Origin of the sequence: Streptomyces aurantiogriseus, from assembly GCF_014649375.1 — a bacterium.
GTDB classification, from domain to species: domain Bacteria; phylum Actinomycetota; class Actinomycetes; order Streptomycetales; family Streptomycetaceae; genus Streptomyces; species Streptomyces aurantiogriseus.
In genome coordinates, this window is sequence record NZ_BMSX01000044.1 from 22,156 (window position 1) to 47,861 (window position 25,706).

Genomic DNA, 25,706 nt, shown 5'->3' on the forward strand with positions numbered 1-25,706 from the left:
ATCTCCCCGCTTCGGTTCTCGCCCCCTTTTTTTCGCTTTCCGAGGGTGCGTCAGGACGCAGCCCGGCAAGGGGCAGTACCTCTGAATCGGTCGCCGCGGCGGATTCCCCTTCGCATTCCAGCCGGTCGCACCCCACGACAGGAAAGGCAACAGAATGGCACGCTTGGCGCATTGGGCGCTGCACAGATTCCGTCCGGGCACGGCAGCGGTCACCGCTGCCGTCACCGCTGTCCTCGGCGCCTGCGTCCTGCAGCCGACGCCGTCGGCCGCGGCGGCGGAGAGCCTCTCGTCCCGGACGGAGGCGGGGGCGGGTGCCCGGGCCGACGGCGCGCCGTCGGGCGTCTCCGTCCTCTCCGGCCAGTGGACGCGGCCCTGGACCATCTCCTTCCTGCCCAGCGGGAAGAAGGCGCTGGTGACGGAGCGCTTCAACGCCAAGGTATGGGTCCAGGGGAGTGACGGATCCAAGAAGCAGGTGGGCACGGTGCCGCACACGGTCGCCCCGTCCCCCACTCCAGGAGTGGCCGGCGGCGGGCTGCTGGGCGTCGCCCCCTCGCCGACCTGGAACGGCACCACGGACAAGGACGTCTTCTTCGTCCACACGGCCGCCCGGGACATCCGGGTCGTGAAGATGCGCTTCGACGGCAGCTCCCTGCGCGACTACACCGTCCTGATCGGCGGAATTCCCCGGGGCGGGGACCACAACGGCGGAAAGATCGCCTTCGGTCCCGACGGCTATCTGTACGTCACCGTCGGCGATGCACTGAAACGGAATCTCGCGCAGGACAAGAACTCGCTCAACGGGAAGATCCTGCGCATCACCAAGAGCGGTGCCGCAGCGCCCGGCAACCCGTTCGGCAACCGCGTCTACAGCCTCGGCCATCGCAATCCCCAGGGCCTCGCCTGGGACGCCCGGGGCAGACTGTGGGAGACCGAGATCGGCGAGAACGCGTGGGACGAACTCAACCTGATCACCCCGGGTGCCAATTACGGCTGGCCCGCCTGCGAGGGATCCTGCTCCAAAGCGGGAATGACCAACCCCAAGATGGTCTGGAAGCCGTCCGAGGGAGGCGTGCCCGCCCAGATCGCGGTCAAGCGCAACGTCCTGTACATCTCGACACTGCTCGGCCAGCGGCTCTGGCGGCTGCCGATCGACAGCACCGGCAAGGGCGTCGGAACCGCGACGTCGTACTACAACGGCGCCTACGGCCGACTGCGGGCGCTGGCCAAGGTCCCCGGCGCCGACGAGCTCTGGCTCGGCACGTCCGACCGCGGCGACAACAGGGACCGCATCCTCAGGATCACCATCAGGTGACGCACATCCTCCGGACTCCCCTTCTCGTGAAGGGGTGAACCCACCTCCCCCGAAAGGCAGGTACCCACCATGACCGAATCCGTCGAGCAGACCCCGCACCCGGCCGGGACCACCGCGGAGCAGACCGACCGGAGCGCCTGGCAGACGCCCGGGTACACGGTCGTCGACACCGCGCTGGAGGTCACCGCCTACTCCCTCTCCACCCGCTAGTCCGCCGCCATGCTGCTGCAGGTGCTCGGCACCGCGGCCGGCGGCGGCATCCCGCAGTGGAACTGCGCGTGCCCCGGGTGTTCCGGGGCACGCGCGTGTCCCGAGCGGCGCCGCCGCCACGCCTCGCTCGCGGTCCGTACGGGCGAGGGCCGCTGGTACCTCGTCAACGCGACCCCCGACATCGGCGACCAGATCGAGGCCCACCCGGCGCTCCACCCGGGACCCGGGCCCCGGCAGACACCGATCGCCGGAGTGGTCCTCACCGACGCCGAACTCGACCACACCCTGGGCATCGCCCGGCTGCGCGAGGCGGACGGCCTGGAGATCCTCGCCACGGCCCCGGTCCGCCGGGCGCTCGAGGAACGCCTGCGCCTCGGCGAGGTGCTGGGCCCGTACACCACCCTGACCTGGCGGGAGTTGCCATTGTCCGGTGCGCTGCCGCTGAGCGGCGACACCGCGGGCCCGTCCGGCCACGGCGTACGGATCAGCGCCGTCCCCGTGTCGGCGAAGCGCCCCCGGTACGCCGCCGACGCCCCCGAGGACGACGCCTGGGTCGTCGCGTTGCGTCTGTACGACCCCGCCACCGGCAAGAGCGCCCTGTACGCGCCCGCCGTGGCCGTCTGGTCCGAGGCCCTGCACCGGGCCGCCGCCGAAGCCGACTGCGTCCTCGTCGACGGCACCTTCTGGGACGACGAGGAGCCCCGTCGCACCGGCATCTCCTCCCGCACCGCCACCGGCATGGGCCATCTGCCCATCGACGGACCGGGCGGCACCGCCGGCATCCTCGCCACGCTGTCCGCCCGCTGCCTCTACACGCACCTCAACAACACGAACCCCCTCGTCGACCCCGCGGCGGCACAGCACAAGCAGCTCGCCCGACTGGGTGTCGAGGTGGCCGACGACAAGATGGTGATCGAGCTGTGACCACGGCACTCGCCGCCCCGACGGCGCCATGGAGCCCCACCGAGTTCGAGGCCCGCCTGCGCGCGGTGGGCCAGGAGCGGTACCACGACCGCCACCCCTTCAACGTCCGGATGCACGAAGGCGACCTGAGCCCGGTGGAGGTGCGCCGCTGGATCGCCAACCGCTTCCACTACCAGCGCCACATCCCCGTCAAGGACGCCCTGATCACCGCGAAACTCGACTCCCCGCGACTGCGGCGCATGTGGCTGCGGCGCATCGAGGACCACGACGGACGCAGGGAGGGCGAGGGCGGCATCGAACGCTGGCTGCGGCTCGGCGAGGCGGCCGGCCTGGACCGCGGGAGCCTGCTGGCGGCCGACTCCGTCCTGCCGGGCGTCCGGCTGGCGGTGGAGGGTTACGTCAACTTCTGCCGACTGCGCCCGCCGCTGGAGGCCGTTGCGGCCTCGCTCACCGAGCTGACCGCGCCCGATCTGATGCGCCGGCGCATCGACGCCTTCGAGCGCCACTACTCCTGGATCGCGCCGTCCGGGCTCGCGTACTTCCGCACCCGCGTCGACCAGGGCCGACGCGACAGCGGCGAGGCGCTCGCCCTCGTCCTCGAGTGGGCGCGCACCCGCGAGGACCAGGAGCGGGCGGTGGCCGCGCTGACCTTCAAGTGCGACGTGCTGTGGACCTTGCTGGACGCGGTGCAGCAGGCCGCGGAAGAGGACGAGGCCGGGCGGGAGAACCGGGCCGGCCGACGGGACGGGGCCGACGGACCGGAGTTGGACAGCCGTCCGTGGCGGGAGGGACGGCCGGTGGCGGGCAGCCGTCCGGAGTTGGACGGTCGGCCGGAGTTGGGCGGTCGGTCGGAGTTGGACAGTCGGCCGTGGCGGGAGGGGCGGCCGGCGCCGGGCAGTCGGCCGGCCCAGGACGGGCGGCCGTGGCGGGGCAGCCGAGTGGGGCGGGTGTGACGCCGGTGTCCGGGAGCCAGTGGCGCCCCGCCCTCGCCCCCGCCCTGATGCTGCGGCACGACAGCGTCCGTGGCACGGATCTGCTCGTCCTGCCCGAACGCGTCGTCGTCCTCGAGGGACACGCCGGCCAGGTCGTCGGTCTCTGCGACGGGACGCGCACCGTGCGCGGGATCGTCGACGAGCTGGCCGGGCGCTTCCCGGGCGCCCCGGTGGCCACCGAGGTCCCCTCCTTCCTCGACCGCCTGCACCAGGAGGGCTGGCTCAAGTGACCACCCACCAGGCCCCGGTGAACGGAGCACGCCCGTGGGCCCTGCTCGCCGAACTCACCCACGCGTGCCCGCTCCACTGCCCGTACTGCTCCAACCCGCTGGAACTGGCACGCCGGTCCACCGAGTTGAGCACCGGCCAGTGGACGGACGTACTGCGCCAGGCCGCCGCGCTGGGCGTCGTGCACACCCACCTCTCCGGCGGCGAGCCGCTGCTGCGCCCCGACCTGGAGCGGATCGTCGCCGCCGCCGAGGCCGCCGGGATCTACACCCAGCTGGTCACCAGCGGAACCGGGCTGGACGAGGCCCGGCTGGGCGCGCTGTGCGCGGCGGGGCTGCGCAGCGTCCAGCTGTCCGTCCAGCACGCCGATGCCAAGGCCAACGACCGGATCGCCGGCCGCCCGTCCTCCTTCGCCGCCAAGGAGCGGGCCGCGGCCCTCGTCCGCCGGGCCGGGCTTCCCCTCGGCCTCAACGTGGTGCTGCACCGCGACAACCTCGACGCCGTCGACGACCTCATCGAGCTGGGCGAGGCCTGGGGAGTGGACCGCATCGAGCTGGCCAACACCCAGTTCTACGGCTGGGGCCTGCTCAACCGCGCCGCGCTGCTGCCCACGCGCGACCAGCTGGCCCGGGCCCGGGAGACCGTCGAACGCCGGCGGGAGCGGCTCGCCGGCCGTATCGACCTGGTCTGGGTCGTCCCCGACTACTTCGACGGCGTCGCCAAGCCCTGCATGGGCGGGTGGGGAGCGGTCTCCCTCACCGTCGCGCCCGACGGCACCGTACTGCCCTGCCCGGCCGCAGCCTCCCTGCCGGACCTCGACGCGCCCAACGTCCGTGACCGTCCGCTCGACTGGATCTGGGAGCACTCACCGGCCTTCAACCGCTTCCGCGGCACCGGCTGGATGTCCGGCCCCTGCGGCGGCTGCCCCCGCCGTGAGGAGGACTTCGGCGGCTGCCGCTGCCAGGCGTACGCCCTCACCGGCGACGCCGCCCGTACCGATCCGGCGTGCGCGCTGTCCCCCGACCACCACCTCATCCGCAGCCTCACCGACACCGGCCCCGTCCAGGAACCACCCCCGTACGTCTACCGCCGGCCCGGAGCGGTACCGGAACCCGGTCATGGCGGGTCCCCGGAGCCCGCGGGCCGGTGAACCGCCCCGCTGCTCAGGAACCGATCTCCTTCGCCACGTCCCCCACCAGGGCGCCGCCGTCGTACCCCGCGCCCTGCTCGGCCCGGTGACCGGCCGCGAGCCGGCCGAGCTGACCGCCGGCCTGGCGGTGGCGTCGTCGGCGACGCCGATCAGCCCAGGGGAACCGATGGCACCCGGCAGGCCCTGCGCACAGAGCAGTCCCGCACCCCACTTCAGGGTCGTCGGCATCCTGTCGGGCCTTCCGGCGCCCGCACCCGGTGTCGTCATGCCGATGGTGCAGCCAGGCCCGCGGGCGACGGGCGTCGGTGAGATCACGTCGCCGCACTCGTCGGACACCCCCGGCGGGCGGCCTGGCCTCCGCCCGTCGGCGCGTCCGCCGGGGGTGTCCGACCCCTGCCCGCCGCGTTCGGCGGGCGGCCTCGCCTGGGCCCACCACCGCCCCCGGTCGCCCGCTCGCTCCGCCCCCCCGCCGTCTCCGCCTCCTCCGATCCGCCGGGACAGCGACGGTTGTGCAAAACGTTTTGGATGCCTAGCTTGTGCGCCATGAGCGAGAGAGCGCCCCTGGTGTCGGGCGTCCTGGTGGTGGCCGGATGCGATGTGCTGCGCGTTCCGGTGGAGGGCGAGTGCGAGATCCTCCGGGCGCAGGACATCGTCGTGGCGGACGGCCGTATCCAGGAGGTACGGCCGACCGGCGCCGCGGGTCCGCGGAGCGCCGCCGAGGTGATCGACGGCCGGGGCCTGCTGGCCGTACCGGGGCTGGTCAACGCGCACACGCACAGCCCGATGACGCTGATGCGGGGCGCCGCCGAGGACGTGACGGTCGAGGGCTGGTTCAACGACCGTGTCTGGCCGATGGAGAGCAACCTCACCCCCGAGGACGTACGGGTCGGCGCCCTGCTGGCCTGCGCCGAGATGATCCGCTCCGGCGTGACCACCTTCGCCGACCACTACTTCTTCCCCGAGGAGATCGCCGAGGCGGTGGCCGAGACCGGGCTGCGCGCCGACATCGCGCCCACCTACTTCAGCAGCCGGGGCACGGCCGCCCTGGAGGAGACCGTCGCGTTCGCGGAAGAGTGGCACGGCGGGGCCGGCGGCCGGGTGACGGTCTCGCTCGGGCCGCACGCCCCCTACACCGTCGACGACACGGACCTGAGAACACTGGCCGGACATGCCCGGCGGCTCGGCCTGCGTCTGCACATCCACGCCGCCGAGCACCTGGAGCAGACCGAGGCCGGCCTCGAGCGGCGTGGCATCACGCCCATCCGGGTGCTGCACGACACCGGGGTACTGGACGCCGGCGCCCTCATCGCCCACGGCTGCGGGATCGTCGAGCAGGACCTGCCGTTGCTGGCCGAGTACGCCGACCGGACCGCCGTGGCCTGCTGCCCCAAGGTGTACCTCAAGCACGCGCTGTCCCCGCTCACCCCGGTCCGGGCGCTGCTCGACGCCGGAGTGACGGTCGCGGTCGGCACGGACGGCGCCGCCGGACACAACACGCTCGACGTGTGGGAGGCGCTGCGGCTGGTCGCCCTGACCCAGAAGCAGCAGGTGCGGGACGCCACCTGGATGACCGTCTCCGACACGCTGCGCCTGGCGACGCGCGGCGGGGCCCGTGCCCTGGGTCTTCAGGACCGGATCGGGGCCCTGGAGCCGGGCTTTCGCGCCGATCTGGCCCTGGTCGACCTGTCCGGACTCCACTGCCGGCCGCTGCACGACCCGCGCGCCGCCCTGGTCTACAGCGCCCGCGCGAGCGACGTGCGCACGGTCGTGGTCGACGGCCGTGTCCTGCTGCGCGACGGCCGGCTGCTGACCGTGGACGAGCCGGCGCTGCTGGCGGAGGCCGACGCCCGGGTGGCGCGGATCCTCGACACCTCCCATGGAAGGGCGGTGCAGCACTATGACCCCTGACCCGTACGGCGTCCGCCCGGACTCGGCCGTGCGCAGGCCCGCCTCCATCAAGGACGTGGCCGCCGCCGCGGGCGTCAGCCCCACGACCGTCTCGCACGTCCTCAGCGGCAACCGGCCGGTCAACGAGCAGACCGCCGCGCGCGTACGCAGCGTCGTCAACCGGCTCGGCTACGTCCCGGCGTCCCTGGCCCGCAGCCTCCAGGCCGGTGCCACCTCCGTCATCGGGCTGCTCATCCCCGACATCAGCAACACGTTCTTCGCCGAACTCGCCAAGGGTGCCGAGGACGCCGCCCACGACCTGGGCTACGGGATGATCCTGTGCAACACCGAGTTCGACGCCGACCGCGAGGACCGCTACCTCGGCATGATCCGCAGCCGGTTCATCGACGGCATGGTGTACGCCTCCGGGTCCCCGCCGTCCCGCAGACGGCTGGAAGCCCTGATGGGGAAGTTCCCCATCGCGCTCGCCGACGAGGAGGTCGAGGGGCTGGAGGGCGCCCTCATCGCCACCGCCGACCACGAGGCCGGCGGCCGGCTCGTCGGCGAGCACCTGCGGCAGCTCGGCCACCGCCGGGCGCTGATGCTGACCGGCCCGCGCGCCCTGAAGAGCAGCGTCGCGCGCGCCCAGGGCTTCGTACGGGCCTTCCGGGGTGAGGTCGTCGAACGGGTCGGCGACTTCAAGGAGGCCTCCGGCCACCGACTGGTGGCCAGGCTCCTGGAGGAGGGCGGCCTGCCCTGCACGGCCGTGTTCGCGGCCAACGACCTGATGGCCTTCGGCGCCCTGACCGCCCTCACGGAAGCCGGACTCTCGGTCCCCGGGGACGTCTCCGTGGTCGGCTTCGACGACATCCGGGCCGCGTCCCTGGCCCACCCGCCCCTGACCACCGTCCACCAGCCCGCCTACGACGTGGGCCGCACCGCCACCGCGCAACTCCTGCAGTACGTCTCCCGGGGCGAGGTCCCACCCGCCTCCCGGCACACCCTCCCCGTCGAGCTCAAGGTGCGCGGCAGCACGGCTCCGCCCGCCCGCTGAGCCGAGCCCCTCTCCCACCCGTCTCCTCCGGCCGCCGCGGCGCGGTGCCGCCGCCCCCTGCCCGAAACCCCCTCCAGGAAAGGCGATTCGTCATGCCCAGAGTCCTCGTCGTCGGCGAGTCCTGGTTCACGTACACGGTCCACCAGAAAGGCTTCGACGCCTTCCACACCGCGGAGTACACCGAGGGCGGCGGCGTCTTCCTCGACGCGCTGCGCTCGCGCGGCCACGAGGTGACGTACGTTCCCGCGCACGAGATCCCCACCCGCGTCCCCGACACCGACGACGGCTTCGACGCCTTCGACGTCGTCGTCATCAGCGACGTCGGCGCCAACAGCTTCCAACTGCCGCCGCAGACCTTCGGCGCCTCCGTCCCCGCCCCCGACCGCTCCGAGCTGGTGCGGGCCTTCGTCGAGCGGGGCGGCGGCGTGCTGATGATCGGCGGCTATCTGACGTTCAGCGGGATCGACGCCCGTGCGCGCTGGGGGCGTACACCGTTGGCCGAGGCACTTCCCGTGGTGATGGCCGACCGGGACGACCGGGTGGAGCTTCCCTCCGGGGCCGTGCCCGAGGTGGTGGGCGAGCACCCGCTCCTACGGGGGCTGGAGCGGTCCTGGCCGGCGCTGCTCGGCCTCAACGAGGTCGCCGTACGGGCGGAGGCGTCGCTGCTGGCCGAGTGCGCCGGGCATCCGCTGCTCGTCGTCGGCGGTCACGGCGCGGGCCGGTCGGCGGCGTTCACCTCGGATGTGGCCCCGCACTGGGCACCGCCGCCGTTCCTGGCCTGGGACGGCTACCCGGAGCTGTGGGACCGGCTGGTGCGCTGGCTCGCGGGGGCGGAGCTGTGATGCCCGGACCCGGCACACCGCCCATCGCGCACGGCACACCCCGCATCACGCACGGCACGCCCCATCTCGCGGCCGCGCCGGGCGACTTCGCCCCGCTGGTGCTGATGCCGGGTGACCCGCGCCGTGCGACCCGTATCGCCGAGACGTTCCTGGACGACGCCCGGCTGGTCACCGACGTGCGCGGCATCCTCGGCTACACCGGCACCCACCTCGGCGAGCCCATGTCGGTCCTCGCCTCCGGCATGGGCGTCCCCTCGGTGTCGATCTACGCGACCGAGCTGCTGCGCCACTACGGGGTCCGCAGGATCGTCCGGGTCGGTACGGCGGGGGCGATCCCGGCCTCGGTGGCGCTGCGGGACGTGGTGATCGCCTCCGCCGCGCACACCGACTCCCAGGTCGCCCGGCTGCCGGGTGTCGGCGTCACGCTCTCCCTCGCCCCGTCCCCCCGGCTGCTGAGCGCCGCCGTACGCGCCGCGCGACAGGAGCAGCCGGACAGCGGGGGAGCGGTGCACGTCGGGCCGGTCTTCAGCACCGACCACTTCTACCTGGACCGGCCCGCCGTCTTCGACGAGCTGGAGCGCAGGGGCACCCTCGCGGTCGAGATGGAGGCCGCGGGACTGTACGCCGTCGCCGCCGCGGAGGGCGGGGAGGCCCTCGCCGTGCTGACGGCCTCCGACCATCTCCGCACCGGTGCCGAGCTCTCCGCCGCCGAACGCGAGACCTGCTTCGCGCGGGCCGTGCACATCGCGGCCGCAGCCCTGCTCGCCGACTCCGGGAAATTCGCCCAGAAGACACCGAACAGAAACATGGTGCCGTAGCCAAAACGTTTTGCACTTCTTACTGTCAATGCAACCACCCACCCCCGGTTCGGATAATGCACATGATCAGGAGCCTGAAGATGAGACATGGGAAAGGCGCCGCGGCCGCTGCTGTGGCGGGGATGCTCGTACTCTCCGCATGCGGGGGATCGGGTGGTGACGATTCCGGGTCCACCGCTGCCTCCGGCAAGCCCCGGATCGAATTGGTGATCAACGGCGGACTGGGCGACAAGTCGTTCTTCGACTCCGCCTACGAGGGACTGAAGAAGGCCCAGAAGGACCTCGGCTACGACCTCAAGGTGGTGGAACTCGGCTCCGACCGCACCAAGTGGGAGCCCGGTTTCGAGGACGCTGCCGCGGCCGGTGACTACGACATCCTCGCCGCCGGCACCTTCGACGTCACCGACTACGTCGGCGACCTCGCCCCGCAGTACCCGGACAAGAAGTTCTGGGTCTTCGACTCGGCGGTCGACTACAGCGGAAAGAACGGCACCTGTTCCAACAAGTGCGAGAACGTCTACTCCGTGACGTTCAAGCAGAACGAGGGCGGATATCTCGCCGGATTCCTCGCCGAGAAACTCGTCGCCGGGAAAGCCCTCAAGGGGGCCGAATCCCTGGACAAGGTCGGTGTCATGGGCGGTGTGAAGATCCCCGTCATCGAGGACTTCGTGGTCGGCTTCAAGGCCGGATTCAAGGCCGCCGGCGGAAAGGACTCCGACGTCCTCGTGCAGTACGTCGGCGGCGACAAGCCCTTCGGCGACCCGGCCAAGGGCAAGGAGATCTCCACCGCCCTGTACGGCCAGGGCGCGGCGCTGGTGTGGCCGGTCGCCGGGCTTTCGGGGCTCGGCACCTTCGAGTCCGCGGTCACCGCGCAGCGCTACACCTTCGGCGTGGACTCCGACCAGTACCAGACCCTCACCGACCAGGCGCAGAAGAACACCGTCGTCACCTCCCTCCTCAAGAACGTCGGCAACGCGCTCTACAAGGCGGCGCAGGACGACCGGAAGGACTCCCTGAAGTACGGCGCCGTCGCCACCGTCGGCCTCGCCGAGGACGCCGTCGGCTACGTGAACGACGCCCACTTCGCACAACTGGTGCCGGAGAAGGTCCGTACCGAACTCCAGGCCGCCGCCGACCGGGTGAAGTCCGGCTCCGTCACGGTCCCCAGCGCCTTCTAGCCCGAACGGCCCTCGCGAGATGAACGAGTCATGGAACGCGGCCGGACCGGCCGTCGCCGCCCGCGCGGTGACCAAGACCTACGGCAACGGGGTGCGCGCGGTCCGCGGCGTGGACCTCGAGGTCCCGCCGGGCGAGATCCGGGCGGTCGTGGGTGAGAACGGCGCGGGCAAGTCCACGCTGATGAAGATGTTCTACGGCCTGGAACAGCCCACCTCGGGCGAGATCCTGGTCGGCGGACGCCCCCGCGTGCTGCGCGGCCCCTCCTCGGCGATCGCGCTCGGCGTGGGCATGGTGCACCAGAACCTCATGCTGGTGCCCTCCTTCACGGTCGCCCAGAACGTCGTCCTCGGCGTCGAACCCGGTCGCCGCGGCCTCGTCGACGCCAAGGCGGCCGTCGAGACCACGGCCCGGCTCGCCGAGGAGTCCGGACTCGCCGTCGACCCCGGGGCCCGCGTCGACGAGGTGTCGGTCGGCATGCGCCAGCGCACCGAGATCCTCAAGGCGCTCCACCGGCGGGCGAAGGTGCTGATCCTGGACGAGCCGACCGCCGTCCTGACCCCGCAGGAGACCGAGGACCTCTTCGCCGCCGTACGACGGCTGCGCGAGGGCGGGATGACCGTGCTGTTCATCTCGCACAAGCTGCGCGAGGTACGGGAGATCAGCGACACGGTCAGCGTGATGCGCGCCGGTTCCCTCGTCGGCACCGTGCCCACCGCCGACGCCACCGAACGCTCCCTCGCCGCCATGATGGTCGGCCGCGACCTCTCCCTCGACGTCCACCGGGTCCCCGCTCGCCGGGGTGAAGTCACCCTGCGGGTGAGGAGGTTGGGGTACGAGGCGCCCACCGGTCAGTCCCTGCACCGCCTCTCCTTCGACGTCGCCGCCGGGGAGATCGTCGGCGTGGCCGGCATCGAGGGCAACGGACAGAGCGAACTCGCCGAGATCCTCGCGGGGTTGCGCCGCCCCACCGCCGGCACGATCCACGTCGGCGACACCGACACCGCCGGACTCGACGTCGCCGGCCACCGCAGGGCGGGCGTCGGCTACGTCCCCGAGGACCGGCTGCACAACGGCGCCGCACTGGACGAGTCGATCGCCGACAACCTCGTCGTCGACCGCCACGACCGCCCCCCGCTCGCCCGCCGCGGCGTCCTGCACCCCGGGGCGGTGCGCGCCCACGCCGAGCGGCTGATCGGCCAGTACGCGATCCGCACCCCCGACCCGTCCGTCCCCGTGCGCGCGCTGTCCGGCGGCAACCTGCAGAAGGTGATCGTCGCCCGCGAACTCTCCGCGCGACCACGGCTGTTGATCGCCTCCCAGGTCACGCGCGGGGTGGACATCGGCGCCATGCGCTTCATGTACGAGCGTCTCGTCGCCGCGCGCGACAACGGCGCCGCCGTCCTGCTGATCTCCGCCGACCTGACCGAACTGCTCGCCCTCTCCGACCGGTTGCTGGTCCTCAAGGACGGCCTCCTGGCCGGCCGGTTCGACGACACCACCGGCCTCACCGAGAAGCACGTCGGCCTCTACATGCTCGGTGTCGAGCACCACGGCCCCGAGCACCTGACGGCAGGCCTCGACACCGGCGAGGAGCCCGCCGCATGACCAGCACCCTCGTCGAGACCGAGGACCGCCGGGAGTACCGGGAGACCCGCCGGCGCGGCCTCGCCGTCGACCTCGGCACGACCCTGGCCACCGTCCTGGCCGCCCTCGTCATCGGCTTCCTCGTCATCCTCGCCACCGGCAAGGACCCCGTCCGCGCATACGAAGCGCTGCTCACCGGCCCGCTGGAACGCTCCTTCCGCGTCGGCCGCTGGCTGGAGGACGCCACCACGCTCACCCTGCTCGGACTGTCGGTGGCCATCCCCTTCCGGGCCCGCCAGATCAGCCTGGGCGCCGAGAGCCAGCTGTACGCCGGGGCGCTGGCGGCCGCCACCGTGGCGATCTTCCTGCCGCTGCCGTCGGTCGCCGCGGTCGTGGTGCCCCTCGTGGCGGCGGCCGCGGCGGGGGCCGGCATGGGCTTCGTGCCCGGCGCCATGAAGGCACGCCTCGGCGCCAACGAGATCGTGGCGACGCTGATGCTCAACGCCATCGTCGTCCGCGTCTACGACTACCTGGTCAACGGCCCGCTGAAGCAGCCCGGCAGCACCGCCGTGCACTCCGAACGCATCCAGCCGGACTCCGCCCTCACCCCGCTGACCGACTGGCTCGGCATCCCCTTCGGCCGGGCCAACATCGGACTCGGCCTGATGCTGCTCACCGCCGTCGCGCTGTGGCTGCTCCTCACCCGCACCCCGCTCGGCTACCGCATCCGCATGACCGGCGCCAACCCCGACTTCGCCGAGTACGGCGGCATCCGGGTGCCCCGCGCCATCGAGTGGAGCTTCGTCATCGGCGGCGCCGTCGCGGGCCTCGCCGGAGCCCACCTCGTGCAGGGCGTGTACGGCCGCCTCGAACCCGGACTGGCCGGGAGCCTCGCCTTCGAGGGGATCGTGGTGGCCCTGCTGGCCAGGAACAACCCGCTGGTCGTCGTGATCGCCGGGCTCTTCTACTCCTACCTGCGCGCCGGGGGCGACATCATGGAACAGCAGACCGACGTCGGCACCGAGATCGTCGTCGTCATCCAGGCGGTCATCGTGCTCCTGGTCACCGCCCAGGCCCTGCCCGACCTGCTCAAGCGGCGCATCACCCGCAGGCAGGTGGCCCGCAAGCAGGGGGCGCGGAAGCAGGTGGGCGCCCGATGAGTTCCGTGCTCGACGTCGTCCTCAGCAGCGCCTTCCTGGCGGCCGTGCTGCGGGTCGCCACCCCGTACCTCCTCGCCGCGTTCGGTGGACTGGTCGCCGAACGCGCCGGCATCAGCAACATCGCCCTGGAGGGCCAGATGCTCGCCGCCGCCTGCACCGGAGCGCTGGTCGCCGGTTACAGCGGCTCCGTCGCCCTGGGCGCCCTCGGCGGCCTCACCGTCGCGACGCTCCTCGGACTGCTGCTCGCCGCGCTGCGCCTGGAACTCGGCGCGGACGCGATCATCGCGGGCATCGGCCTCAACCTCCTCGCCTCCGGCGCCACCGCCTACGCCGTCTACACCCTCCTCGACGACAAGGGCGGCACGTCCGGCCTCAGGAGCGGCACCCTGCCGACCGTCCCCCTGCCGGGCATCGAGAGCGTCCCGGTTCTGGGCGACGCCCTCAGCGGCCAGAACCTGGTCACCTGGCTCGCCTTCCTGGCCGCGCCGTTCGTCGCCTGGCTGTTCTACCGCACCCGGTTCGGCTTCCATCTGCGGGCCGTCGGCGAGAAGCCGGACGCCGCGGCGTCCGTCGGCATCCCCGTACGACGCGTCCAGTACGCCGGTCTCGCCCTGAGCGGCGCGCTCGCCGGTCTCGCCGGGGTCTTCCTCAGCATGGGTCACGTCTCCTTCTTCGTACGGGACATGACCGCCGGCCGCGGCTTCATCGCCCTCGCCGCGGTCTTCCTCGGCGGTCTGCGCCCCTGGGGCGTCTTCCTCGCCGCTCTCGGCTTCGGCGCGGCGGAGGCCCTGGCCGTCCAGCTCGGCACGCTCGACGTGCCGCCCCAACTCGTGTCGACGATTCCCTACGCGATGACGTTGCTGGCGCTCGCGCTGTACGCGTGGCGCCGCAAGCGCCGCGGCACGGGGGAGCCCGTCCCGGCCTCCCTCTGAGCCGCCCTCCTTCCTTCCGCCTCCCGACACCACCGACCCGAAGGACACGCATGCCTCGCCACAGACCCCGGGCCCACCGCGGACGCGCGGTACTCGGCACCCTGACCGCCGCCGCCCTCGTCGGCGCTCCCGCTCTCTCCCACGCATCCGCGGCCGAATCCGAACCGGAACCGACCCCGGCCCAGCAGACCCAGCACGGCGTGACGCTGCTCGACACCCTCACCGTCCCCGCGGGGACCACGGAGTTCGGCATGCCGTTCGGCGGCCTGTCCGGCATCGACTACGACCCGGAATCCGGCGAGTACGTCGCGATCAGCGACGACCGCTCGGAGAACGGCAAGGCCCGCTTCTACACCCTCCGGCTCCCCTTGACCGGGGCGACCGGGGCGACCGGGGCCACCGGGGCCACCGGGGCAACCGGGGCGACTGGGCCGACCGGGGCCGCCTTCGCCACCGACAAGCCCGAACTCGACGGCCTGACCGTGCTGGCCGACACCACGGGCGGCCCCTTCGCGGCCAAGGCCGTCGACCCCGAGGCGATCCGCTGGAACCCCGGAGGCAAGAGCCTGCTGTGGACCAGCGAGGGCGCCTCGAACGCCGGACAGCCCGCCTTCGTCCGGGAGGCGTCCGCCTCGGGCGCGTACCTGCGCGAACTGCCGCTGCCGCAGGCGTACGCCCCGGTGAGGTCCGCCACCGGCACACTCACCGCGGGAGTCCGCAACAACCAGGCCCTGGAAGGCCTCACCCTCTCCCCGGACGGCCGCAAGGCCGTCACCGTCACCGAGAACGCCCTGGTCCAGGACGGCCCGGCCGCTAACCTGACGACCAGGAGTCCGTCCCGGCTGCTGGTGACGGACCGTCGCACCGGCGAGCCGGAGGCCGAGTACGTCTACGAGGTCGACCCCGTCTCGGACGCGCCCACCGCACCGCTGCCCCCGCCCGTCAACACCTACTCCGCCGACCGGGGCGTCTCCGAGATCCTCGCCGTCAACGAGACCGACCACCTCACCGTCGAGCGGTCCTTCGCCTCCGGCGTCGGCTTCGCCATCCGCGTGTACTGGACCAGCACGCTCGGCGCCACCGACGTCAGCGGCAAGGACGCCCTGTCCGGCACCGAGACACCCATGCGGAAGAAGCTGCTCTACGACTTCACCCTCTCCGGAACCGACGCCGACAACGTCGAGGGCATCACCTGGGGACCGACCCTGCCCGACGGCTCCCGCACCCTCGTCCTCGTCTCCGACGACAACTTCGGCTTCAACGGCGGCGTCACCAAGTTCCATCTGCTGTCCGTCCGCCCCCGCCTGCTGGCGGCCAGAACCCCGGACGTCAACGGCGACGGCACCGTCGACGCCCGGGACCTGGCGGCCGTCCCGACCTCCGGCGACGCCGGTGACCTGGACGGCAACGGCCGTACGGACGCCCGGGACATACGCCTCTGGATCACCTACACCCACACCTTCCGCACCGCACCGTAGGTCTCGTCACGCCGCCGCCCGCCGCCCGTCCTCCTCCCCGGCGCCCGTCCTCCTCCCCGGCGCCGAAGCCGAGGGTGCGGCGGCGGTGGACGATGAACTCCTCCAGCGGAGCGGGCATCCCCCGCCGGCCGTGGAGCGCGGCAGGGCCGGCCACGGACCCGCACGCGGCGGGATCGCCGGTCCAGGTGACGACGACAAGGTCCCGGGCGAGCTCCCACAGCTCCCCGTCGGGGCCGGGAACGGCCGGCTCCACCACGCACACCCGCGCCCCCGTTCCAGCCGTGCCCAGCCTGTCGTCGACCCGGTCGACGGCCCACCGCAGCTCGTACCCGGGCGTGCCGTCGAGCGCGAACTCGTACACCGGCGGCGCACCGACGAGGGGCCTGTCGGGGCGGTGAGGGGGCCGGCGCGCGGCCGCATCCGGGCCCCGGCGATGCTCAGTTGCCGCCCGCGGCCATCGCCTCCCGCAGGCTCTTCGGGCGCAGGTCCGTCCAGTGCTGCTCGACGAAGTCGAGGCACTCCTGCCGTCCGGCCTCGCCGAAGACGATCCGCCAGCCGTCGGGAACCTCCACGAACGACGGCCACAGGGAGTGCTGTTCCTCCTCATTCACCAGGACGTAGAACCGGCCGTCCGCTTCGTCGAACGGGTTGCTGCTCACAGTCGCCTCCAATTCCCGTGCTGTTGCCGATCCGACCGGTGTCCTGTCCGACAGGACATAGCGGGTCCGGTGCGTCCGGCGAACTCGTCGGGAGCGTACGGGAGGTTGTCCCGGCGACGGGACGAAAACGCCACGCCCAGGGCCACCGGAATGCCGATGGATCGTGGTCCCTTGCTCGCGTCGGACGGGGGCTCCTACGATCGGCGCGAGCAAGGGGCTGGGTGGATCCGTTCCACCTGTCCCGCCGTCCGGGAACGCCGCGTGAACGCCCTCGACTCATGCGAGATGCCACGCGAAGGTCGTCCCTCCCTTCGGCACCGCGCTCCGGTTGCGATTTCGCAGGGAAATCATCGAAGAACCGCCTTTCGCAAAGAAGAACCACCTTTTTCAAAAGACGTCGGAAGACGTTCGGGAAAATCGTCCGGGAAATCGTCCGGGAAGGTCTGGGGGAGAGGCATGGGGACGCATCCGCGGGATGGGTCGCAGGACGCGGGGCTCGTGGTGGAGAGCCCCTTCGTCTGGCGGGCGCGGCGCAAGGACTGCCGGCACCGCCTGATCTGCTTCCCCCACGCCGGCGGCGGCGCCGGCGCCTTCTCCGGGTGGGCGCACCGGCTGCCGCCCGGGATCGAACTCGTCGCCGTCCAGCTGCCGGGTCGTCAGAACCGCGTCCTGGAGGAGCCGGCGACCGAGGTCGGCCCGCTGGTCCGGGACGTGATGCGAGCCCTGCGCCCACTGCTGGCAGGCCCGTTCTCCCTCTTCGGGCACTCGTGCGGGGCCCTGCTGGCCTTCGAGGTGGCCCAGGCGCTCGGTGTGCGGGGCGGCCCGCGGCCCGCCCACCTGTTCCTGTCCGGGGAGTCCTCGCCCCGCGCGGCCCTCGGCCGGCCGCAGCTGCACCGGCTGTCCCAGGAGGAGTTCCGCGCCCGGGTGCTGAGCCTGGGCGGCTTCGACGAGGAGGTCACCGAGGACGAGGACGCGCTGGAGATCCTGCTGCCGCTCGTGATGGCGGATTTCCGGCTCTGGGAACGCCACCGGATCGTGCCCGCCCCGCGACTCGACGTACCCGTCACGGTGCTGGTCGGCGATTCCGACGTCCGTGCGCCCCTCGACAGCCTCGACGCCTGGCGCGGCCACACGAATGCGGAGTTCGACATCCGGGTGTATCCGGGTGGTCACTTCTATCTCTTCGACGACCCCGTGCAGAGCGAACTCCTCGACTTCATCGCCCGCACCCTGCTGATTCCCGAGCGTGAATCGCGCGCCGTGTGAAAACGCGGGCAGGCGCGCGCAATCGAGTGAAGCGGCCCGCGCACGCCCGAGCGGTCGCCGTACCCATCCGCCCATCCGTCCATCCGCCCATCCTTACGAGTCCGTGACACATGGGGGACAACGCTTTGTGTTCTGCCGATCAGGCCTGGCCGGGAGACGGGTTCACTGACGCACCGGTTCCCGTGGCGACCATTCCCGAATTGTTCGCCCGGCGGGTCGCCGCGGCTCCCGACGCGCTCGCCCTCGTGAATGACGACGACTCGCTGACGTATCGTCAACTCGACGCGCGCTCGGACCGGCTGGCGTCGCTGCTGACCGCCCGCGGGATCGGCCCCGAGACCGTCGTGGGCGTCGCCGTTCGCCGCTCGCCCGCGCTGTGGGTGGCCGTGCTGGCCGTGCTGAAGGCCGGCGGCGCCTACCTGCCGGTGGACCCCGCCCACCCGGCCGAGCGGATCACGTACATGCTGGCGGACTCCGCGGCTCGGCTCCTGCTCACGGACGCCCCCACCGCCCGCCTGCTGCCGCCGGTCACCGTGCCCCTGCTGCACCTCGACGACCGCGCCGACGCCGCCGTCCCCGACGCCGAGCGGGACAGCACCGCCCCCACCGCACCGCTCCCCGCGAACACCGCCTACGTCATCTACACCTCCGGTTCCACCGGCCGCCCCAAGGGCGTCGAGGTCACCCACACCGGACTGGCGAGCCTGCTGGCCACCCACCTGGACCGGCTGAAGGTGACCGCGGAGAGCCGGGTGCTGCAGTTCGCCTCGCCGAGCTTCGACGCCTCGGTGTGGGAGATGTGCATGGGCCTGCTGACGGGCGCCACCCTCGTCGTGGCCGACCAGGACGCGCTCGCCCCGGGCCGCCCGCTGGCGGCGACCGTCGACCGGCACCGCGTCACCCATGTCACCCTGCCGCCGCCCGTCCTCGCCGCGCTGCCCGCCGACGCGCTGTCCACCGTGGAGACGTTGGTGGTGGCCGGTGACGCGACCGTGCCGGAGCTGGCGGACGCCTGGTCGGTGGGCCGGCGCATGATCAACGCGTACGGTCCGACGGAGACCACCGTGTGCGCCACCATGAGCGCGCCGCTGCCCGGCGACGGCCGGGTGCCGCCGATCGGCCGGGCCGTCACCGACACCCGCGTCCACGTGCTGGACGCGCAGCTGCGGCCGGTCGGTCCCGGCGAGATCGGCGAACTCCATGTCACCGGCGCCTCGTTGGCCCGCGGCTACCTCGGCCGGCCCGGCCTGACCGCCGGACGCTTCGTCGCCTGCCCGTTCGGCGGGCCCGGCGAGCGGATGTACCGCACGGGCGACCTGGCCGAGTGGACCGCCGACGGCGACCTGGTCTTCCACGGGCGCGCGGACACCCAGGTGAAGATCCGCGGCGTCCGTGTCGAACCGCACGAGGTGGAGGCCGCGCTGATGGCCCACCCGGGCGTGGCGCAGGCCGCGGTGATCGCCCACGAGGGGCGCACGGGACGGCGGTTGGTGGGCTATGTGGTGCCCGCGCGTACCGACGCCGCGTCCACCGCTGAGGACGGCGTGTACGGCCGGGTCGCCTTCGACTCCGGTTTCGCCAAGGGCGAGTTGCGCGCGTTCCTGACCCGGCGGCTGCCCGACGTGATGATCCCGTCCGTGTTCGTCACCCTGGACGCCCTGCCGCTGACGCCCAACGGCAAGCTCGACAAGGCCGCCCTGCCGGCGCCCGAGGCGGAGGCCGGTGCCTACCGCGCGCCGCGCACGCCCGTCGAGGAGATCCTGGCCCGCCTCTTCGCCGACACCCTCGGCCGGGACCGGGTCGGCGTCGACGACGACTTCTTCGCCCTCGGCGGCGACAGCATCCAGTCCATTCAACTGGTCTCCCGCGCCCGCGCCGAGGGCGTGGACGTCGGCGCGCGGGACGTCTTCGAGTGCCGGACCGTCGCCGCACTCGCCGAGACGGCGGCCCAGCGCGAAGGCTCCGGCGCCGAGCCCCGGCTGACGGAGCTGGACGGCGGCGGCACGGGCCGGCTGCCGCTCCTGCCGGTGGCCCGGTGGATCCGCGGCTGGGGGCCCGGCTTCGACCGCTTCCTCCAGGCCATGGTGGTCGACCTGCCCGCCGACATCGACGACGACGACCTCACGGCCACGCTCGCCGCGGTCGTCGACCGGCACGACCTGCTGCGCTGCCGTCTGGTCTCCGACCCCGACGACGGCCTTCTCGTCGCGCCGCCCGGCAGCGTCGACGTGGCCTCCCTGATCCGGCGGGTCCCGTGCGCGGGCGTGTGGGACCCGGAGGACTGGCACCGCTGTCTGCTCGACGAACTCGACGCCGCCGCCGACCGGTTGGACCCGGCGTCCGGCACGGTGGCGCAGTTCGTCCGGTTCGTGCCCGAGCGGGGTGCGGGCCGCCTGCTGCTGGTTCTGCACCACCTGGTCGTGGACGGTGTGTCCTGGCGCATCCTGCTGCCCGACCTGGCCGCCGCCTGGCGTGACATACGCGCCGGGAACCCTCCGAGCCCGCCGGCCGCCACGACGTCCGTACGGCGCTGGGCGCACGCCCTCGTGGCGGAGGCGGGCCGCGCCGCGAGGGTGGCCGAACTCGACCTGTGGGAGTCGATCGTCGCGGGCCCCGACCCGCTGCTCGGCGCCCGCAGGCTCGACCCCGCGACCGACGTGGTCGCCACCGTGCGCGAGACCCGCGTCGAGGTGTCCGCGGTGGTCACCCAGGCGCTGCTGACCGACCTGCCGGCCGCCTTCCGCACCGGCGTCAACGACGGCCTGCTGACCGCGCTCGCGCTGGCGGTGGCGCGGTGGCGGCGAGCCCGCGGCGAGACGGAGCCGTCCGCGCTGGTCCGGCTGGAGGGCCACGGCCGCGAGGAGGCGGCCGCCCCGGGCGCCGACCTGTCCCGCACGGTCGGCTGGTTCACCAGCGTCTTCCCCGTGCGCCTGGACCTGGCCGGCATCGACCTCGACGACGCCTTCGCGGGCGGCCCCGCCGCCGGCGCCGCGGTGAAGGCGGTCAAGGAGCAGTTGCGGCGCATCCCCGACAAGGGCATCGGCTACGGCCTGCTGCGCCACCTCAACCCCGCCACCGCGGCCGTGCTGGAGAGGCATCCGCTCGGCCAGGTCGGCTTCAACTACCTCGGCCGCTTCTCCGCCGCCGACCTGCCTCAGGAGCTGCGCGGCCTGGGCTTCACCCGCGTCGACGACGTGCGGGAACTCGCCGAACTGGACGCCGCCCAGGACCCGCGCATGCCGGCCCCCGCCGAACTCGACATCAACGCCACGGTCACCGACACCCCGGACGGCCCCCGGCTGGCCGCCCGCTTCGCCGCACCCGAGGGCGTCCTCACCCCCGAACAGACGAGCGAGCTGGCCGGGCTGTGGGTCGCGGCGCTCGAGGCACTGGCCCGGCACGTCACCGCGCCGCACGCGGGCGGCCTCACCCCCTCCGACGTCCCCCTGGTGCGCATCGGCCAGTGGGAGCTGGAGGAGTGGGAGCGGACCTACCCGGGCCTCACGGACGTATGGCCCACCACGCCCCTCCAAGCGGGACTGCTGTTCCACTCCCTGATGAACGACTCCGAGGTCGACGCCTACCAGGTGCAGTACGCCCTCCACCTGTCCGGGCGCGTGGACGCCGACCGGCTGCGCACCGCGGGCCAGGCCCTCCTCGACCGGCACCCGAGCCTGCGCACCGCCTTCCTGCCCGACGCCACCGGCGACCTGGTCCAGCTCGTCGTGGACGGCGTCACCCTGCCCTGGCGGGTGGTCGACCTGCGCCCGCTCGACGAGTCCGACCGCGCCGACGCCCTGGACCGCTGCCTGCGCGAGGACCTCAGGGAACACTTCGACCGGACGACCCCGCCGATGCTGCGGCTCACCCTGGTCCGCACCGGACCCGAACGTTCCGAACTCGTCCTCACCGCCCACCACGCCCTCTTCGACGGCTGGTCGGTCCCGCTGCTGGTGCAGGACCTGCTGCGCCTGTACGGCTCCGACGGCGACCCCGCCGCCCTGCCGCCGGTGCGCGACCACGGCGCCTTCCTGGCGTGGCGCGCCCGCCAGGACCCCGAGGAGTCGGCCCGCGTGTGGCGGCTGGAACTCGCCGGAGTCGACGCCCCCACCCGCCTCGTCCCGGACGCCGGCACCGACACGGACGGCGCCGGCACCGGACGGGCCGACGTACCGCTGGCCGCGGACGACGCCCGCACCCTGGTGCGCCGCGCGGCCGAGCTGGGCGTCACCCTGAACACGGTCGTGCAGGGCACCTGGGCGGTGCTCCTCAGCCGCCTCACCGGCCGCGAGGACGTCGTCTTCGCCTCCACCGTGTCCGGCCGCCCTCCGGCCGTCCCCGGCGTGGACCACATCGTCGGCACCTTCCTCAACACCCTGCCGGTCCGCGTCCGCTGCGCCCCGGCCACCGCCCTCGCCGACCTGCTGACCGGGCTCCAGACCCGGCAGGCCGCGCTGATGGACCACCACCACTACGGTCTCGGCGAGATCCACCAGGCCGCCGGCACCGACGAACTGTTCGACACGATCATCGGCTTCGAGTCCTTCCCGATGGACCGCGCCGGCATCGTCGAGGCCAACCGCGCCGCCGGGATCGCCATCACCGGCATCAAGTCCTTCACCACCAGCCACTACCCGGTCACCGTCCTGGTCTTCCTCGACGCCGACCGCCCCCACCTGCGCCTCCAGTACCAGCAGCGGCTTCTCGCCCCGGACCTCGCCGCCGACATCGCCGCCCGCTTCGCCCGCGTCCTGCGACAGCTCGCCGAGACACCGTCCCTGCGGGTCGGCGCGGTCGACGTCCTCGCGCCCGAGGAGCGGGAGCGGCTGCTCGACGCCCGCGACGCCACCGCTCCCGGTACGACGGTCCCGGAGTTGTTCGAGCGGCAGGTGAGGGCAACGCCCGACGCCGTGGCCCTGGTGTGCGGCAGCGAGCACCTGACCTACCGCGAGGTGAACGCCCGGGCCAACCATGTGGCCCACGCCCTGATCCGGCGCGGCATCGGACCGGAGGACGTGGTCGCCGTCGCCCTGCCCCCGTCCGCCGACCAGGTGGCCGCCCGGCTGGGCGTCCTGAAGGCGGGCGCCGGACACCTGCCCCTCGACCCCGAGGACCCCGCCTCCGCCCTCACCGGCACCACCCCGGCCCTGCTGCTCGCCCCGACCACCGACGAGGCCGCCCCGGACGTGCCGCACCACGCCCTCGACGCCCTCACGGACGTGCCCCGCCTCACCCTCGACGCCCTCACGACGGCCGGCGACCTGCCTCCCACCGACCCCGGCGACGCCGACCGGATCCGGCCGCTGCACCGGGACAACCTGGCCGTCCGGACGTACACCCTCGCCCACCCCGGACCGCCGCGCGGCGTGCTCCTCACCCACGGCGGCCTCGCCGACACCGTGTCAGGACTTGTTTCCCGACTGGCACTTGGGCCCGGCGCGCGCCTGCTGGCGGGCTGCCCCGCCGACTCCGACCCCGCCGCCCAGGACGTGCTCACCGCACTGTGCTCCGGCGCCACCGCCGAGCTGCTGCCCGCGCTGCGCGGCCTCGCCGACCGGGAGAACTGGACGGGCGCCGTCCTCAGCACCGTCCCGTCGTCCTTCGCCGAGCTGCTGGACGAGACGGCCGTCGACCTCGACGCCGCCACCGTCCTGTTCACCGGCGAGCACCCGAACGAGGCACTGCTGCGCCGGGTCCGGGACGCGGTGCCCGGGACGCGGATCCTGCACGCCCACCGGCAGACCGAGACCGGCCGCACCCTCGTGGCCGACCTCCCGGGCGACACCCCGCAGGGAACCGCGCCGGCCGGCGACCCCCTCCCGCCCGTACGCCGGTACGTGCTGGACGCCGGCCTGGCACCCGTACCGCCCGGCGCCACCGGGGAGCTGTACCTCGGGGGCGGCACCCTCGCCCGCGGCTACGAGGGACGACCCGGCCGGACCGCGGCCCACTTCGTCGCCGACCCCTACGGCCCGCCGGGTGCCCGTATGTTCCGCACCGGCGACCTGGTCCGCCGGATGCCCGACGGCCGCCTGATCCACACCGGACAGGCCGACGACCGGACCACCACCGTCCGCGGCCGGCGCATCGCCCCCGCCACGACGGAGGCCGAGCTGACCGCCCACGCCGGCGTCCGTCAGGCGGTGGTCGTCACCCGTGAGGACCACACCACCGGCGGACCGCGGCGCCTCGTCGGTTACGTCGTCCCCGACCCGCACCACCCGGCCGACTCCGACGAGCTGACCACGCTGCTCGCCGAGCGCCTGCCGCGCTGCCTGGTGCCGGACGCGTTCGTCCCGCTCGACGCGCTGCCCCTCAGGCCGGACGGCACGGTCGACCGCACCGCCCTGCCCGAACCGGACACCCCCCGCCGCGCCTACCGCGCTCCCCGCACCCCGCAGGAACAGGCCCTGTGCACCCTCATGGCCGAGGTGCTGAAGGTCGAACGAGTCGGCGTCAACGACGACTTCTTCGCCCGCGGCGGTGACTCCCTCGCCGCCACGCGGCTGGTCAGCCGCATCCGCAAGACGCTCGGAGCGAGCGTACAGATCCGGGACGTCTTCCAGTCCCGCAGCGTCGCCGAACTGTCGCGCGCAGTGAAGAACGCGACGAGGTCCGACCGGCCCCGTCTGCGCAGGATGAACAGGAGTGGACAGTCATGATCCCGTTGTCGTTCGCGCAGCTCCGGCTGTGGTTCATCGACCGCTTCGAGGGCCCCTCGGCGACCTACAACGTCCCCTTCGTCCTGCGCCTGACGGGTGACCTGGACACCGGCGCGCTCCGGCAGGCGGTGCGGGACGTGGTGCTCCGTCACGAGAGCCTGCGCACGCTGATCACCGTGGACGAGCACGGTGTCCCCGCCCAGCACGTCCTCCCGGCCGACGAGGTGACCCTCGACGTGCCCCTGGTGGAGGTCACCCCCGCGGACCTGGAACAGCGGATCGCCGAGGCCGCCGCCACCGTGCTCGACCTCGCCGCGGAGATACCCGTGCGCGCGACGCTGTTCCGCGCCGGGGAACGCGACCACGTCCTCGTCCTGCTCATCCACCACATCGCCAGCGACGGCGAGTCCATGGCACCGCTGGCGCGCGACGTGCGGACCGCGTACACGGTCCGCGTCACCGGCCGCGAGCCGGACTGGCCGGAACTGCCCGTGCAGTACGTGGACTACACGCTGTGGCAGCGCGAGCTGCTGGGCGAGGAGGACGACCCCGGCAGCGTCCAGGCCACGCAGGTCGACTACTGGCGCGAGGAGTTGGCGGGGGTGCCGCAGCCGCTGCGGCTGCCGGCCGACCGTCCCCGCCCGCCGGTCGCCTCCCACCGCGGCGACATGGTCGGCTTCCCCATCGAGCCCGCCCTGCTCACCCGTATCGAGGCGCTCGCCGACCGCCACGACGTCACCGCCCCCATGGTCCTGCAGACCGCCCTCGCCGTGACGCTCCAGCACCTCGGCGCCGGCCAGGACATCCCCATCGGCTCCACCATCGCCGGCCGCACCGACGACGATCTCACCGACCTCGTGGGTTTCTTCGTGAACACGTGGGTGCTGCGGGCGGATCTGTCGGGTGGTCCGACGTTCGCGGAGCTGCTGGAGCGGGTGCGGGGCAAGGCGCTGGCCGCCTACGACAACCAGGACGTTCCGTTCGAGCGGCTGGTGGAGGTGCTCAACCCCGAGCGGTCCACCGCCTACCACCCCCTCTTCCAGGTCATGTTCACCTGGGAGAACGACGCCTGGATCGACCTGGACCTGCCCGGCCTGGACACGGCCCGCTTCGAGGTCCTGTCCACGCCGACCGCCAAGTTCGACCTCGAGTTCAACTTCTTCTCCGACCCGAGCCGCCCCGGGATGCTCTGCTATCTGGAGTTCGCCACGGACCTCTTCGACCGCGAGACCGCCGAGGCCGTCGCGGCACGTTTCGTCCGGGTGGTGGAGCAGGCCGTGACGGACCCGGAGCTGCCCGTGGCAGCACTGGACGTGCTGCGCCCGGGGGAGCGGGAGCTGGTTGTCTCCGGTTTCAACGACACGGGTGC

The 25,706-nt window shown here is 73.1% G+C and carries 19 protein-coding genes and 1 pseudogene; 18 read left to right on the forward strand and 2 right to left on the reverse strand.

Annotated elements, in window-relative coordinates; genetic code table 11:
* The first annotated feature begins 163 nt into the window (after nt 1–163).
* The 15 genes and pseudogenes from IE263_RS46470 to IE263_RS46540 all read left to right on the forward strand — a co-directional run bounded on the left by IE263_RS46470 (nt 164) and on the right by IE263_RS46540 (nt 15,750).
* On the forward strand, nt 164–1,312 hold the full coding sequence (locus IE263_RS46470; RefSeq protein WP_229911549.1) for a PQQ-dependent sugar dehydrogenase: 1,149 nt from the start codon (nt 164–166) through the stop codon (nt 1,310–1,312).
* Nucleotides 1,313–1,381: 69 nt separating this feature from the next.
* Nucleotides 1,382–1,522 (forward strand): pyrroloquinoline quinone precursor peptide PqqA, encoded by a 141-nt coding sequence (pqqA, locus tag IE263_RS46475; protein ID WP_189944205.1) that lies wholly within the window; start codon nt 1,382–1,384, stop codon nt 1,520–1,522.
* 9 nt (nt 1,523–1,531) lie between these two features.
* Nucleotides 1,532–2,446, forward strand: a complete 915-nt coding sequence (pqqB, locus tag IE263_RS46480; RefSeq protein WP_189944206.1) for a pyrroloquinoline quinone biosynthesis protein PqqB — start codon at nt 1,532–1,534, stop codon at nt 2,444–2,446.
* Nucleotides 2,443–3,165, forward strand: a pseudogene (gene pqqC, locus IE263_RS46485) (pyrroloquinoline-quinone synthase PqqC); the annotation flags it as partial. The gene pqqB and the pseudogene pqqC, both read left to right, overlap by 4 nt.
* 239 nt (nt 3,166–3,404) lie before the next feature.
* Nucleotides 3,405–3,668, forward strand: coding sequence for a pyrroloquinoline quinone biosynthesis peptide chaperone PqqD (pqqD, locus tag IE263_RS46490; protein ID WP_373312298.1), 264 nt, complete (start codon nt 3,405–3,407; stop codon nt 3,666–3,668).
* A complete protein-coding gene (pqqE, locus tag IE263_RS46495) occupies nt 3,665–4,816 on the forward strand; it encodes a pyrroloquinoline quinone biosynthesis protein PqqE (protein WP_229911550.1) in 1,152 nt (383 codons plus the stop codon). The genes pqqD and pqqE overlap by 4 nt, the downstream gene beginning before the upstream one ends.
* Before the next feature lie 543 nt (nt 4,817–5,359).
* Nucleotides 5,360–6,724, forward strand: coding sequence for an amidohydrolase (locus tag IE263_RS46500; RefSeq protein ID WP_229911551.1), 1,365 nt, complete (start codon nt 5,360–5,362; stop codon nt 6,722–6,724).
* Nucleotides 6,714–7,757, forward strand: a complete 1,044-nt coding sequence (locus IE263_RS46505) for a LacI family DNA-binding transcriptional regulator (RefSeq protein ID WP_189944208.1) — start codon at nt 6,714–6,716, stop codon at nt 7,755–7,757. The genes IE263_RS46500 and IE263_RS46505 overlap by 11 nt, the downstream gene beginning before the upstream one ends.
* Nucleotides 7,758–7,849: 92 nt before the next feature.
* On the forward strand, nt 7,850–8,599 hold the full coding sequence (locus IE263_RS46510; RefSeq protein WP_189944209.1) for a glutamine amidotransferase: 750 nt from the start codon (nt 7,850–7,852) through the stop codon (nt 8,597–8,599).
* Nucleotides 8,599–9,417, forward strand: a complete 819-nt coding sequence (deoD, locus tag IE263_RS46515) for a purine-nucleoside phosphorylase (RefSeq protein ID WP_189944210.1) — start codon at nt 8,599–8,601, stop codon at nt 9,415–9,417. Before IE263_RS46510 ends, deoD begins: the two co-directional genes overlap by 1 nt.
* A gap of 80 nt (nt 9,418–9,497) precedes the next feature.
* Nucleotides 9,498–10,595 carry a BMP family lipoprotein gene (locus IE263_RS46520; RefSeq protein ID WP_189944211.1) on the forward strand — a complete coding sequence of 366 codons (1,098 nt, stop codon included), beginning with the start codon at nt 9,498–9,500 and terminating at the stop codon, nt 10,593–10,595.
* A gap of 19 nt (nt 10,596–10,614) precedes the next feature.
* Nucleotides 10,615–12,201 carry an ABC transporter ATP-binding protein gene (locus IE263_RS46525; protein ID WP_189944212.1) on the forward strand — a complete coding sequence of 529 codons (1,587 nt, stop codon included), beginning with the start codon at nt 10,615–10,617 and terminating at the stop codon, nt 12,199–12,201.
* A complete protein-coding gene (locus IE263_RS46530; protein ID WP_189944213.1) occupies nt 12,198–13,340 on the forward strand; it encodes an ABC transporter permease in 1,143 nt (380 codons plus the stop codon). Before IE263_RS46525 ends, IE263_RS46530 begins: the two co-directional genes overlap by 4 nt.
* The gene (locus tag IE263_RS46535) at nt 13,337–14,272 is read left to right on the forward strand and encodes an ABC transporter permease (RefSeq protein WP_189944214.1); all 936 of its coding nucleotides are present in this window, start codon (nt 13,337–13,339) and stop codon (nt 14,270–14,272) included. The genes IE263_RS46530 and IE263_RS46535 overlap by 4 nt, the downstream gene beginning before the upstream one ends.
* Nucleotides 14,273–14,322: 50 nt before the next feature.
* Entirely contained in the window at nt 14,323–15,750 is a 1,428-nt protein-coding gene (locus IE263_RS46540; protein ID WP_189944215.1) for an esterase-like activity of phytase family protein, read from the forward strand.
* On the opposite strand, the gene IE263_RS46545 is transcribed toward IE263_RS46540, so the two are convergent.
* Both IE263_RS46545 and IE263_RS46550 read right to left on the reverse strand, forming a co-directional pair.
* The gene (locus IE263_RS46545; protein WP_189944216.1) at nt 15,716–16,111 is read right to left on the reverse strand and encodes a hypothetical protein; all 396 of its coding nucleotides are present in this window, start codon (nt 16,109–16,111) and stop codon (nt 15,716–15,718) included. The two genes, IE263_RS46540 and IE263_RS46545, sit on opposite strands and share 35 nt — an antisense overlap.
* Nucleotides 16,112–16,187: 76 nt before the next feature.
* Complete coding sequence (locus IE263_RS46550; RefSeq protein ID WP_189944217.1) at nt 16,188–16,409, reverse strand: MbtH family protein; 222 nt, start codon at nt 16,407–16,409, stop codon at nt 16,188–16,190.
* Nucleotides 16,410–16,865: 456 nt separating this feature from the next.
* Between IE263_RS46550 and IE263_RS46555 the strand changes: the two genes are divergently transcribed.
* From IE263_RS46555 to IE263_RS46565, 3 genes are all read left to right on the forward strand, one after another.
* Nucleotides 16,866–17,675, forward strand: coding sequence for a thioesterase II family protein (locus IE263_RS46555; protein WP_189944218.1), 810 nt, complete (start codon nt 16,866–16,868; stop codon nt 17,673–17,675).
* Nucleotides 17,676–17,857: 182 nt separating this feature from the next.
* The gene (locus tag IE263_RS46560; protein ID WP_189944219.1) at nt 17,858–24,337 is read left to right on the forward strand and encodes a non-ribosomal peptide synthetase; all 6,480 of its coding nucleotides are present in this window, start codon (nt 17,858–17,860) and stop codon (nt 24,335–24,337) included.
* On the forward strand, nt 24,334–25,706 hold a 1,373-nt coding region (locus IE263_RS46565), incomplete at its 3' end, for a condensation domain-containing protein (RefSeq protein ID WP_229911552.1). The genes IE263_RS46560 and IE263_RS46565, both read left to right, overlap by 4 nt.